Origin of the sequence: Parageobacillus sp. KH3-4 (assembly GCF_022846435.1) — a bacterium.
Lineage (GTDB): Bacteria > Bacillota > Bacilli > Bacillales > Anoxybacillaceae > Parageobacillus > Parageobacillus thermoglucosidasius_A.
Genome location: NZ_AP025627.1, coordinates 949,989 through 963,558 on the forward strand (window position 1 = coordinate 949,989; position 13,570 = coordinate 963,558).

At 42.0% G+C, this 13,570-nt stretch carries 9 protein-coding genes, 1 other RNA gene and 1 other annotated feature; of the genes, 8 read left to right on the top strand and 2 right to left on the bottom strand.

Features of this window, described 5'->3' with window-relative positions; genetic code table 11:
- Positions 1-141: 141 nt before the first annotated feature.
- The 7 genes from MWM02_RS04820 (at position 142) to MWM02_RS04850 (ending at position 7,685) form a co-directional block, all read left to right on the top strand.
- Complete coding sequence (locus MWM02_RS04820; protein WP_064549719.1) at positions 142-2,340, top strand: RelA/SpoT family protein; 2,199 nt, start codon at positions 142-144, stop codon at positions 2,338-2,340.
- A gap of 14 nt (positions 2,341-2,354) precedes the next feature.
- Entirely contained in the window at positions 2,355-2,813 is a 459-nt protein-coding gene (dtd, locus tag MWM02_RS04825; RefSeq protein WP_064549720.1) for a D-aminoacyl-tRNA deacylase, read from the top strand.
- A gap of 110 nt (positions 2,814-2,923) precedes the next feature.
- Positions 2,924-3,109, top strand: coding sequence for a hypothetical protein (locus MWM02_RS04830; RefSeq protein ID WP_064549721.1), 186 nt, complete (start codon positions 2,924-2,926; stop codon positions 3,107-3,109).
- Positions 3,110-3,163: 54 nt separating this feature from the next.
- Positions 3,164-3,396 (top strand) — a binding site (T-box leader).
- 49 nt (positions 3,397-3,445) lie between these two features.
- Positions 3,446-4,717, top strand: a complete 1,272-nt coding sequence (gene hisS, locus MWM02_RS04835; protein ID WP_244403060.1) for a histidine--tRNA ligase — start codon at positions 3,446-3,448, stop codon at positions 4,715-4,717.
- A gap of 14 nt (positions 4,718-4,731) precedes the next feature.
- Positions 4,732-6,507, top strand: coding sequence for an aspartate--tRNA ligase (gene aspS, locus MWM02_RS04840; RefSeq protein WP_244403061.1), 1,776 nt, complete (start codon positions 4,732-4,734; stop codon positions 6,505-6,507).
- 57 nt (positions 6,508-6,564) lie between these two features.
- Positions 6,565-6,750, top strand: a non-coding RNA gene (ssrS, locus tag MWM02_RS04845) — 6S RNA.
- A gap of 170 nt (positions 6,751-6,920) precedes the next feature.
- Positions 6,921-7,685, top strand: coding sequence for a tRNA threonylcarbamoyladenosine dehydratase (locus MWM02_RS04850; RefSeq protein ID WP_064549724.1), 765 nt, complete (start codon positions 6,921-6,923; stop codon positions 7,683-7,685).
- Between the two features lie 35 nt (positions 7,686-7,720).
- Here MWM02_RS04850 and MWM02_RS04855 read toward each other — a convergent pair whose 3' ends face one another.
- Both MWM02_RS04855 and MWM02_RS04860 read right to left on the bottom strand, forming a co-directional pair.
- Positions 7,721-8,371 (bottom strand): RsfA family transcriptional regulator, encoded by a 651-nt coding sequence (locus MWM02_RS04855; RefSeq protein WP_064549725.1) that lies wholly within the window; start codon positions 8,369-8,371, stop codon positions 7,721-7,723.
- A gap of 622 nt (positions 8,372-8,993) precedes the next feature.
- A complete protein-coding gene (locus MWM02_RS04860; protein WP_244403062.1) occupies positions 8,994-12,215 on the bottom strand; it encodes an efflux RND transporter permease subunit in 3,222 nt (1,073 codons plus the stop codon).
- Positions 12,216-12,517: 302 nt separating this feature from the next.
- On the opposite strand from MWM02_RS04860, the gene MWM02_RS04865 reads away from it, so the two are divergent.
- Positions 12,518-13,387, top strand: coding sequence for a TetR/AcrR family transcriptional regulator (locus tag MWM02_RS04865; protein ID WP_244403063.1), 870 nt, complete (start codon positions 12,518-12,520; stop codon positions 13,385-13,387).
- Positions 13,388-13,570 lie beyond the last annotated feature (183 nt).

Sequence of the window (13,570 nt, forward strand, 5' to 3'; positions counted from 1 at the left end):
GAGAGTGCTCTTTCTTATTAACTTATCGGTTGTTTTGCAGTTCAACGAGGCGCGTTGCATAACTCTTTACATGAAAAAAATTTTTCATGATAATAGTAATCAATATATGATTTTTATTATACGCAAAGGTGATTTGATCCTATGGCCAACGAACAGGTGTTAACAGCGGAACAAGTCTTTGAGCAGGCAAGCCGTTATTTGTCGGAAAAGGATGTCGAATTTATTAAGAAGGCGTATGAATTTGCCGACCGCGCTCATCGCGATCAATATCGCAAATCTGGGGAGCCGTATATTATTCATCCGATTCAAGTCGCCGGCATTTTAGTCGATTTAAAAATGGATCCCGCCACGATCGCGGCCGGATTTTTGCACGATGTTGTTGAAGACACGGAAGCGACGAAGGGAGATTTGGAACGGGAATTCGGCAGTGAAGTGGCGATGCTCGTTGATGGCGTGACGAAGCTAGGGAAAATTAAATATAAATCTCAAGAAGAGCAGCAAGCGGAAAACCACCGGAAAATGTTTTTGGCAATGGCGCAAGATATTCGCGTCATTTTAATTAAATTAGCGGACCGCCTTCATAATATGCGGACGTTGAAACATTTGCCGATTGAAAAGCAGCGGAGAATCGCCAATGAGACGTTGGAGATTTTTGCGCCATTGGCGCACCGCCTTGGAATTTCAAAAATTAAATGGGAACTGGAAGACACCGCCCTTCGCTACTTAAATCCGCAGCAATATTATCGCATTGTTAACTTGATGAAGAAGAAGCGGGCCGAACGGGAACAATATTTGGAAGAAGTCATTCAAGAAGTGCGCGAACGGTTGAACGAAGTCTCTATTCCATGCGAAATTTACGGAAGACCGAAACATATTTACAGCATCTATCGCAAAATGGTCATGCAAAACAAGCAGTTTAACGAAATTTACGATTTGCTTGCCGTCCGCATTATCGTGAACAGCATTAAAGACTGTTACGCCGTGTTAGGCATTATTCATACATGTTGGAAGCCGATGCCGGGGCGTTTCAAAGATTACATCGCGATGCCGAAACCGAATATGTATCAATCGCTGCACACGACGGTAATCGGCCCGAAAGGCGAGCCGCTGGAAGTGCAAATCCGCACGTTTGAAATGCATCAAATCGCTGAATTTGGCATTGCCGCTCACTGGGCCTATAAAGAAGGAAAGACAATTAAGCCAAATTCGTTTGAAGAAAAATTATCGTGGTTCCGGGAAATTTTGGAATGGCAAAATGACGCGAGCAATGCGGAAGAATTTATGGAATCATTAAAGATGGATTTATTCTCCGATATGGTGTTTGTGTTTACGCCAAAAGGGGATGTCATTGAATTGCCGGCCGGTTCGGTGCCGATTGATTTCGCCTATCGCATCCATTCGGAAATTGGCAATAAAACGATCGGCGCCAAAGTCAACGGCAAAATGGTGCCACTTGATTACAAGCTGCAGACAGGCGACATTGTCGAGATTTTAACATCAAAGCATTCCTATGGGCCAAGCCAAGACTGGCTGAAGCTGGCACAAACGTCACATGCGAAAAATAAAATTCGCCAGTTTTTCAAAAAACAACGTCGCGAAGAAAATATCGAAAAAGGAAAAGAGCTTGTCGAAAAAGAAGTTCGCAGCCTCGGATTTGATGTCAAAGAAATTTTAACAGCGGAAAACGTCAAGCGCGTTGCGGAAAAATTTAATTTTTCGAACGAAGAAGACATGTACGCCGCTGTCGGTTTTCATGGCATTACCGCTGCGCAAATTGCTCACCGTTTAACAGAAAAATGGCGAAAGCAGCGCGATTTGGAAGAACAACAGAAGAAATTGACAGAAACGATGCCGGAAGCAAAGATGCCGATCGCGAAAAAACGCGATTGCGGCATTCGCGTTCAAGGGATGGACAACTTGCTTATTCGTCTGTCGCGTTGCTGTAATCCGGTTCCCGGCGACGAAATTATCGGCTTCATTACGAGAGGCCGCGGAATCTCGGTTCATCGCGTTGATTGCCCCAACGTGCAGCCGGAGGAAATGGCGGACCGCTTAATTTCGGTGGAATGGGAAAGCGATGCGAAATCCAATCGCGAATATAACGTGGAGATTGAAATTACCGGATTTGATCGCCGCGGATTGCTAAACGAAGTGCTGCAGGCAGTGAATGAAACAAAAACGGATATTTCCGCTGTTTCGGGAAGATCCGATCATCGCAATAAAATCGCGACCATTCATATGACGATTGCCATTCGCAATATTGGCCATTTGCAAAAGGTTGTCGACCGAATCAAGCAAATTTCCGATATTTACTCAGTGCAACGAATTATGAACAATTAGAAAGGAAAAGTGAGATGAAAGTAGTAGTGCAACGAGCAAAGCGTGCGAAAGTGACAGTGAATGGCGAAACTGTCGGTTCTATTGGCCACGGCCTCGTTCTTCTTGTCGGTGTCACTCATAGCGATACGATCGAAGACGTGGCGTTTGTCGCCGATAAAATCGCGCATTTGCGCATTTTCGAGGACGAATCTGGAAAAATGAACCTTTCCGTGCTGGATGTTGGCGGAGAAATTTTATCTGTGTCGCAATTTACTTTGTATGGAGATTGCCGAAAAGGCCGGCGCCCGAACTTTATGGAGGCGGCGAAGCCGGATCATGCTTTGCCAATTTATGAAGCGTTGAACGAAGCGCTTCGTCAAAAAGGCATTCGGGTGGAAACAGGAAAGTTTGGCGCGATGATGGAAGTGGAACTAATTAATGACGGTCCGGTTACGTTGATTGTGGAAAGCAAGGAAAAAGCGGGGAACAAATAATGTTCGCCCGTTTTTTTATATCTTAACACGCCATCCTTCCCAAGTAGCCTAAATTTTTTTTTATTTTTTGGCTAACTGGGAAAAATAAAAAAAGATATGGAAGAGGAAGGATGAGCAAAATGCGACATAGCGCTAAAGGGGAATTTGCGCAGCGAAAAGCAAACGAATTATTTTCTATTGATTTTCATGAATTTATGCAAAAAGAGGCGGAACATACGGCGTTTGAATTGGCGTCTGAGTTTGGATTAACGTTAAGAGATGTACAAAAACTAAAAAAGCAAATCTCCCGTTCTTAAAACTTGACAAAACCAATGTTTATCCGTAAGATAAATTACAAAAATTATACATAATAACAACCAATGACGGAGAAAAGTAGTTAAGAATACACATGGCCAGAGAGGAAATGCCTTAGGCTGGAAGCATTTCTCCATGATGACTTAACGAAAGACACTCCGTAGGTTTCCCTTTGAACGTACCGTTTGTGCCAGTAAAAGGGAACGCGAAACATGCGTTATCGGTAAAAAGCGGAAGCATTTTGCTTCAATTAGGGTGGCACCACGGGAATAGCGCTCTCGTCCCTATTTTATATAGGGAAGAAGGGCGTTTTTATTTTGGGTGTAAGGAGGTTTGTCATGGCTTTTCAAATTCCACGAGGAACGCAAGACATTTTGCCTGGTGAAGCGGAAAAATGGCAATATGTCGAAAAAATAGCGCGGGATATTTGCAGGCGTTACAATTATCGCGAAATTCGCACGCCGATTTTTGAACATACGGAATTGTTTTTACGCGGCGTCGGCGATACGACCGACATTGTACAAAAAGAGATGTATACGTTTGAAGACCGGGCGGGAAGAAGCATGACGCTTCGTCCGGAAGGGACCGCTCCGGTGGTTCGCTCATTCGTTGAAAACAAAATGTACGGCGATCCGAATCAGCCAATTAAGTTATATTACATCGGTCCGATGTTCCGCTATGAACGGCCGCAGGCAGGGCGGTTTCGCCAATTTGTTCAGTTCGGCGTTGAAGCGCTTGGAAGCGATGATCCGGCGATTGATGCAGAAGTCATTGCGATGGCGATGGAGTTGTACCAATCATTAGGATTGAAAAAAGTAAGGCTAGTCATTAACAGCTTAGGAGACATAGAAAGCAGAAAGGCGCATCGTCAGGCGTTGATCGATCATTTCCAAAACCGGATTCACGAGCTTTGTGAAGATTGCCAAGTCCGCCTGAAAAAAAATCCGCTTCGCATTTTAGACTGCAAAAGAGACCGTGACCATGAATTAATGGCGACAGCGCCATCGATTCTCGATTATTTAAACGAGGAATCAAGCCGTTATTTTGAAAAAGTAAAAGCTTACTTGACGAAATTGGGAATCCCATTTGAAGTCGATTCTCGTCTCGTGCGCGGATTGGATTATTACAACCATACGACGTTTGAAATTATGAGCGATGCGGAAGGATTTGGCGCGATTACGACGTTATGCGGCGGCGGCCGCTACAACGGCTTAGTGCAAGAAATAGGAGGGCCAGAAACGCCAGGGATTGGGTTTGCGCTAAGCATTGAACGGCTGTTGGCCGCTTTAGACGCGGAAGGAGTTGCGCTGCCGATTAGCCGCGGCATTGACTGCTACGTTGTTGCCGTTGGCGAAAAAGCAAAAGAGGAATCCGTGCGGCTTGTTCACAAGCTGCGGAAAGCGGGAATTGTCGCTGATAAAGATTATCAAGACAGGAAAGTAAAGACGCAATTGAAAGCGGCGGATCGCTTACACGCGAAATTTGTGGCGATTCTCGGCGATGATGAACTTGCGAAAGAAGTAATCAACATGAAAGAGATGAGCACAGGAGAGCAAACAGAAGTGCCGCTACATTCTGTCGTAGACTATTTAAAAGAACGATTGTCGTAGGAGGGATTGCAGGCGTGTTTGGAAGGACTTATTATTGCGGGGAGATCACCGAGAAAGCGGTTGGCGAAAAAGTCGTTTTAAAAGGCTGGGTGCAAAAGCGCCGCGACCTTGGCGGATTAATTTTCATCGATCTTCGCGACCGGACGGGAATCGTGCAAGTTGTGTTCAGCCCGGAAGTATCGAAAGAAGCGTTAAATGTAGCGGAAAAAGTGCGGAATGAATACGTGCTGAGCGTGGAAGGAACCGTCGTTGCCCGCGACGAGGGAACGATCAATCCAAATATTCCAACTGGAAAAATTGAAATTCAAGCAGAACGCGTAACGATCATTAACGAAGCCAAAACACCGCCGTTTACCATCGCCGATCAAACAGACGTAGCCGAAGAAGTGCGCCTTAAATATCGTTATTTAGACTTGCGCCGCCCGGTGATGTTTCGCACTTTGCAATTGCGGCACCGTGTGACAAAAGCCATTCGCGACTTTTTAGACGGAGAAGGCTTTTTGGAAGTGGAAACGCCAATTTTGACGAAAAGCACGCCAGAAGGAGCGCGCGACTATTTAGTGCCAAGCCGCGTTCATCCCGGCGAGTTTTACGCGCTTCCGCAGTCTCCACAAATATTTAAGCAGCTGTTGATGGTGGCCGGATTTGAACGATATTATCAAATTGCTCGCTGTTTTCGCGATGAAGACTTGCGCGCAGACCGCCAGCCGGAGTTTACACAAATCGATATTGAAACATCGTTTATGAGTCAAGAAGATATTATGCAGTTAACGGAACGGATGATGGCGCATGTGATGAAAGTGGCAAAAGGAATCGAAGTTCCCCTTCCATTTCCGCGCATGTCTTATGATGAGGCGATGAGCCGCTATGGTTCGGACAAGCCGGATACCCGCTTTGGTTTAGAACTTGTAGATGTATCAGAAATCGTGAAACATTCTTCCTTCAAAGTATTTGCAGGTGCCGTTGCAAACGGAGGGCAAGTGAAGGCGATTAATGTCAAAGGGGCAGCAAATACATATTCTCGCAAAGATATCGATGCGCTAGCCGAATTTGTTGCACGTTACGGTGCAAAAGGGCTAGCATGGCTGAAGGTGGAAGAAGGCGGATTGAAAGGGCCAATCGCCAAATTTTTCACGGAAGAAGAACAAAGTGGGCTTGTCGAAACGCTTATGGCAGAAGCCGGCGATTTATTGCTGTTTGTCGCCGATCGTAAAGAAGTTGTCGCTGATGCGCTTGGCGCGTTGCGTTTAAAACTTGGAAAGGATTTAAACTTAATTGACGAAACAAAATTTAATTTCCTTTGGATTGTCGACTGGCCGCTATTAGAATACGATGAAGAAGATGGGCGTTATTACGCGGCGCATCATCCGTTTACCATGCCAGTTCGCGAAGATTTGCCGCAATTAGAGACAAGTCCGGAAAAAGTAAGGGCGCAAGCGTATGACTTGGTGCTGAACGGCTATGAGCTTGGCGGCGGTTCGATGCGTATTTTCGAACGGGAAGTGCAAGAAAAAATGTTCCGCGCCCTAGGATTTACGGAAGAGGAAGCGCGCAAACAATTTGGGTTCTTGCTAGAAGCGTTTGAATATGGCACCCCGCCACATGGCGGCATCGCGCTTGGATTGGACCGCATTGTTATGCTGTTAGCGGGACGAACGAACTTGCGCGATACGATCGCGTTTCCAAAAACGGCCAGTGCAAGCTGTTTGCTAACGGAGGCGCCAAGCCCGGTTAGCGAGCGACAGTTAGAAGAATTGCATTTAGTTGTTCAGCCAGAAAAAACAGAGTGAGCGATATTTGCTATTTCGTTGCAAAGATGCAAAGTGTATGATACAATGAACAAAAAGTTAGTCCTGATGTGTTCGTCGTATAACCTATTGTTTTGACCGAACAATAAGTTATGCGGGAGCCCGGAGTTTCCAAGCGGCGTACATGCCTTTAGTGTTCAAGGACGTGCAAACCTTGGAATAGGGCACCCACCTGCTTGGGAGCGGGTTCAAAACGAAGGCATCGACGGCACGATTGGGACTTACGCGCGATGGATGCTGCTACGTATCATTTGCCCAAGTTCCCTATGTAAAGGCGATGCTTTACATAGGGATTTTGTTTTTGTTTTGCCTAAAAATCGGATTGAAATTTGGCGGTTTGTTATTGTAGGATAAAAAGCGGTATGAAAATAAGAACGATGCAACGGAGGGTATAGATGTTACATCAATTTTCACGTAACGAATTGGCAATTGGAAAAGAAGGATTGGAAAAATTAAAAAATGCAACGGTTGCCGTTCTTGGCGTCGGAGGAGTCGGTTCATTTGCTGTCGAGGCGCTGGCGCGTTCCGGGATCGGACGCCTTGTTCTTGTAGATCGGGATAATGTTGATATTACAAATATTAATCGGCAAATTCATGCGCTCCTTTCCACGATCGGTCGCCCCAAAGTGGAATTAATGAAAGAACGCATTGCCGATATTAACCCGGAATGCAAAGTTATCGCGTTGCAAATGTTTTATACGGAAGAGACGTATGAACAATTTTTCAGCTATGATCTTGATTTTGTTATCGATGCTTCCGATACGATCATATATAAAGTCCATTTAATGAAGGAGTGTTTAAAGCGCAACATCCCGATTATTTCGAGCATGGGCGCTGCCAACAAAATGGATCCGACGCGCTTCCGCATCGCCGATATTTCCAAAACCCATACGGACCCGATCGCGAAGGTGATTCGCGCTAAATTGCGTAAAGAAGGGATCCGGAAAGGCATTCCTGTCGTCTTTTCCGATGAAAAGCCGATTATTATTCGTGAAGATGTCCGCAAGGTGGTCGGCAATGATCAATCACCGATTCGCAAAGCGCAAATGCCGCCATCTTCGAACGCGTTTGTTCCATCGGTAGCGGGGCTTATTATGGCTTCATACGTTGTGCGTGAACTTTTGAAAGATATTAAAATTTATCGGGTCGGTGAAGAATAAAAAACGTCGCAGAGCGTTTTCTGCGACGTTTTTTATTAAGATTTGGCGATGTGTTCCAAATTTCCATTTTTGTCCATTCGGAAAATATGGGCTGGCTGTACTCCATACTCTTCTTCTAAGATTAATTTGCGAGCACGTTCCATAATTTTTACTAATGCCTCGTAGTCTTCTTTAACAGTGGATTGCTGTTTTTCCAAACGCTCCAATTGTTTTTGCAGTTTTTCGTTGTGCGTCCGCAATTGCTCATTTTCGTGTTTTAGCTGTTCGTTTTCCATTTTGATCATTTCAAAACGTTCACCATCGGATTTTAACGTTTGCAAAAAAGCGATGCATTGTTCGAGCGTGATGGCAGGGACCGGAAGGAAGGCGGATGTTCCTTGTTGGAAAACGGCGAAATTGGCCGAAAGCGGCTGCGCCTTATTTTCCGATTGCCGTATTTTTTTGGCTTGTTCTAATGCCCGCTTCCGTTCTTTCCGCTGCTTTTTTGCTAATTCAATTGCTTCCACGTATCGTTTCCGAACTTCAGCGTTCCAGCGAAATCCGCATGCTGCCGCTGTCCGGTTTAGGTGATCGCCGACTTCTTCAAACGCAGCAAGCTGCGTGCCCCCTTCGCGAATATACCGCAGCACTGTCTCCGCCAATAAGATATCTTCTTCATGAGTCCAAGCGTCTTGTCGTGTTTTCATTTCACTACACCTCGCAATCCATTTAGATAGATTATATTCTTTCCTCATACTGCAAATTAAACTTTATATTATTTTATCCAAGTTGAAAGTTTACTAATCATTTTTTATAATGGATCTTCATTATGACAACTGGGGCAGATTGGCAGCAAAATAAAGGGCAGTGTCAAAAATTCTATGAAAACTCAGCACTGGAAGGATGCGTTTTAGCGAAAATAAAGGAGATGCCATCGCAATCGCGCTTGACAAACATGTCAATGGTTTGATTTTGGACTAACAAGGGCGAAGGGAACAAAACGAAGGCATATCAAAGAAGCTTCTCTTTCTTAGTCCCATTCCTTGCAGCTTCTTTTTGTAATACGGGCAGTCTTTGCACTTAAATATGAGAAAATCCTTTCTTTCCTTGATCTTTTCGAGTGTTTTCAAACAGTGCGGACAGGCCTTCAAAGGAGTTGGAATGTGTCCAGTACATAACCTAATGGCAAATAAAGAGCATTTTGTCAGAAGGAAACATCCATGTTTTCTCCGGAATTTGATGTTTGCTTAGAATGTCCATTCCCGCCATCATCGAAATAACCATTATCGAAAAAGGCACCAGATTTTCTCTGGTGCCTTTCCACATGAATTATTCTTCTATGTCTTGGAATTTCTTTCTTCTAAATTTGCTTAATGATTCATACACGATTGGGACAATTAAAAGTGTCAGCAATGTGGAGCTTGTTAATCCACCCATAACGGTCACAGCCATTCCTTTCGAAATTAATCCGCTGCCTTCCATTCCTATCGCTAGCGGTATTAATGCTCCAACTGTTGCGAGTGCTGTCATTAAGATTGGACGTAGACGAGTTGCTCCGGCTTCAAGTAAAGCTTCTCTTGTGCTTAGTCCTTCTTTTTCTTTATGAATCACACGGTCGATCAATACGATCGCATTGGTTACGACAATGCCGATTAACATAAGAGCACCGATCATCGCTGAAACACTAATGGTCTCACCCGTTATGAAGAGAGCCAATAATGCCCCAATAATGGTAAACGGTAATGAGAATAGGATGACGAACGGTGTAAGTGCGCCGCCAAATGTTACAACAAGGACAAAATAGACAATCGCAACCGCTGCTATCATCGCTAATCCTAATTGAGTAAATGTTTCGGTAATGTCTTCGGTTACGCCGCCTGTTGATATTTCAACATTTTTAGGCAGCTTAATCTTATCCACTTCTTTTTGCAGGCTTGACGCCACTTTTGATACGTCTTTTGTTTTTACTTGAGCGCTAACCTCTGCATAAATTTTTCCATCCCGACGGGTAATCGTATCGGACGTTTTCCCTTTCTTCACTTCCACTAACTCTTTAATTGGCACTTCAAATCCGAGAGGAGATTGAATCTTTTGATTTGTTAAATCATTGATACTTTCATGGCTTTGTTCTTTCATTTTAAAATATACATTCAGTTCTTTTCCGTCTTTTTCAATTGTTGTTACGACTGGATTCTGCCTTGTTGGCATAAGTGCTGAGCCAATTTGTGCTGCTGTTAAGCCAAGTTTGCTTAATTTTTCATGATCAACCACTAACGTAAATTCATCATAGGCTTCTGAAATACTTGAGTCGATTTTCGTTAAATCTTTTTCCTTTTTCATGAGATCTTGGATTTTATTAACGATTGGCTCCAGTTCTTCCCTGCTTTCCCCATACACATAGTATACTAGTTGATTGTTGCCTGCATTACCGGAGAAATCTTGTTGTTGCCACTCCCCTTGTTTTACTTTTCTTTGAAGGTCTTTAATCACTTGTTCTTTTTCTTTATCAAAATCTGGAGTGTCATCATCATAAGCAACGAACATCATTGCACTGTTGGTATCCCCAGGATTCATTGGGTTTTCGCTGCCAACGGAAAGCTGCACTGTTTTCACGTTCTTTTTGTTTAAGAAATATTTCTCTGCCTCCAACGTATATTCTTTTACTTTCTCTAGCGTTTCGCCTGGAGCTGGTTTATAGGTAATGACCATCATTTTTTCTTCATCAGCAGGTAAAAAGCTGACGCCGATCACAGGGACGAGAAATACACTTGCAACAAGAAGGAATACAGCAATGAAGCTTGTTACAATTTTATGATTTAATGACCAATTTAAGATTTTCTTATATTGCCCTGCAAGTTTTCCATGTTTTTCTTTTTTATGCTCATTTTGTCCTTTTAATTCTTTTTGAAATAGAGTGTGTCCCATTAAAGGAACAATCGTAATGGCAACAAGTAATGAAGCGAGTAAAGCAAAAACAATGGTTAATGCAAAAGGTAAAAATAATTCTCCGACCATCCCTTTAACCAATCCAAGAGGAAGGAACACAATGATCGTTACAATGGTGGATGACATGATCGGGATAAACATTTCCTTTGTTGCTTCTCGGATTAACTGTTTTCCTTTTAATTTTTCCTCTTTTAAATGCAGTCTTCGATAAATATTTTCAATAACAACAATCGAATCGTCTATGACGCGTCCAATCGCAACCGTCATTGCGCCTAGCGTCATCATATTCAATGTAATATCTAATTGCTTTAATACGAGTAAAGCAATTAAGACAGATAGTGGGATGGAAATAGCGGCAATGAGAGTTGAACGAATGTTTCTTAAGAATAAAAGGATAATGATCGCTGCAAATAGAGCACCAAATAACGCTTTATCGACCATTGTTTTGATCGATTCTTCGATTGGTGTTGCCATATCAAAACTTGTTATGATTTCTAATCCATCTATTTTATCTGCAAATTTATTTAATTCTTTTTTTATTTCATGGACGACAGTTACTGTGTTCGCATCTGCCGCTTTAACAATTTGAAGGCCGATCGCTTCCTTTCCATTCGTCCTTGAGATCGATTCAGCTTCTTTAACGACTTGAATATCAGCAATCTCATCTAATTTTACTGTAGGAAGGCCTTGTGCTTGCTTGCTTAAGCCAATTGTTTGGGTGTTTCGCGCGATCGTTTGGTTGCCGGCGTTATTGTTTGGTGTGATCGCTGAATGGCTGGTGTTGGGCACCGATTGGACTCCTTGAAGGTCCGTGCCTCCAACATTTGCATTCATTCCATTATTTTGACTGCCGGCTTGTGGGATGATCGGGATTTCCAAATTCTTTAATTCTTCCAATGTTCTAATATTGCCATCTACTACAACGGATTGCTCTTTATCGTTAAACGTATACAAACCGAGAGGAAAGGATACATCGGAACCTTTGATTACATTTTGCACTGTTTCTTTATTTAAACCAAGCTGTGCCAATTTTTTGTCATCAAAAGCGATTTGAACTTCTTCGATTTGTTGGCCGGAAATTTGCACTGAAGAAACGCCGTTAATTCTTTCCAATGATGGGACAATCTCATCTTCCACAATTTTTGTAAGATCGGCTAGCGACGCATTTTTATCCGAAATGCTTAAAGCCATTACTGGAATGGAATTAAAGCTTATTTTCGAAATCTTTGGTTTGTCCACACCTTCAGGAAACTGTATCGACGTTAATGCTTCTTCTAATTCTTTTTTCGCTTCGTCCATATCTTTTTCATAATCATATGTAATTTGTACAGATGAGGCATTTTGAAAAGAAGTGGAAGTAACAATGTCTACCCCATTTAAATTTTTTACAGCTTTTTCAATCGGTATCGTCACTTTATTTGCTACTTCTTCTGGGGTCGCTCCCGGATAGGCCGTAACGACACTAATCACTGGCGTGTTGATATTCGGTATGGTTTCAAGTTTCATCGTCATTCCAGAATATAAACCTGCTGCCATAACAATGATGGTAAGCAGCCAAACAGCAAATTTGTTTTTTAAGGAAAAATGAATAATTCGGTCTAGCATTTTTTCAACCTCCCGTAGTTTTCCATTTTCGCTTGATTCATTCGCTGCAATAATCAATAATATATATGACCAATTAGTCATAAGTCAATAAATTAATTAAATATTTCCTTTAAATTTATGTAAATCATATTAGTGACTGTCCGGTCATTCAGTTTCTACCCCCCGTAGTTTTCCATTTCAGCGTGATTCATTCGCTACAATAATGAATAATTGGTCGTGTTCAATAAATTCATTAAAATATTTTCTTGAAATTTATGAAAATCATAGTCATATTCAGTGCATTTGGAAAGTGAGTGGAAAAAATGAAGGAAAAAGAAAAATTAATTATTGATGTTGCCATGAAATTATTTGCTGAAAAAGGATTTGACGCAACTTCTATACAAGAAATTGTTGATGAAGCCGGAATTTCTAAAGGCGCGTTTTATTTATACTTCAAATCAAAAGAAGCCTTGCTTATCGAGATTTTTAAATATTTTTATCATAAAAGGAAAAAGAAAATAGAAGAAATATGCAAGCGAAATCTTTCTCCGAGAGAAAAATTTATGGAATATCTTGTCTGTAATTATACAGAAATTAGTAAATATAAAGAATTTTTGATTATGCAAACTAGAGAGCAAGCCATTCCCATTAATGAATCGATCGCTAAATTGATCCATAAGATGTATGTGGAAACCAAACAATTTTATAAATTATCTTTAATGGACATTTACGGAAAGCGAATTGAACCATTTATCGGTGATTTAATCATTATTTTGCATGGTATTTTTCACTCTTATATGCATTGGACGTTATTTCAGAAAAAGAAGATCGACTATTATAAACTGGCAACATTCATTCTCCAACGGATGGATGATCTTGTCAAAGGTTTATTGAAAAGCGGCGAAGAAGCAATCATACCATTTGAAGAGCTGGAGCAAGGGCCCTTACATATTAGCCAATTAACAAAAAAGCTCCATAAGAAGGACCTGCTCCACCAAATAAGAAAAATAAAAAAGCACCATTCTCATTCATCAGACCTCTATATTACACTTGACGTACTGGAGGAGGAAATTAGTAATGAAAAGCCAAGAATTCCGGTCATCCAAGGAATGCTTTCCAATTTAAAAGATATAGAAGATACCTTGCCTTTACAAATGCAAATCAAAAAATATTTTCACTTAAAAGAAAAATAGCATCACATATAATCAACCGTTCTTTTTGCTTGGTTTATGTTCTCATCCTTTTCAGCAATGATGGCTTTCATAACCGAATCACATAAACTTTGTATCCAAAGGCTTCCTGAAATCGGGAAGTCTTTTTTTGTCCCTAAAATCTATATGTCGAATGATTCCATTTTCTCTCTGCTATCCTATCAA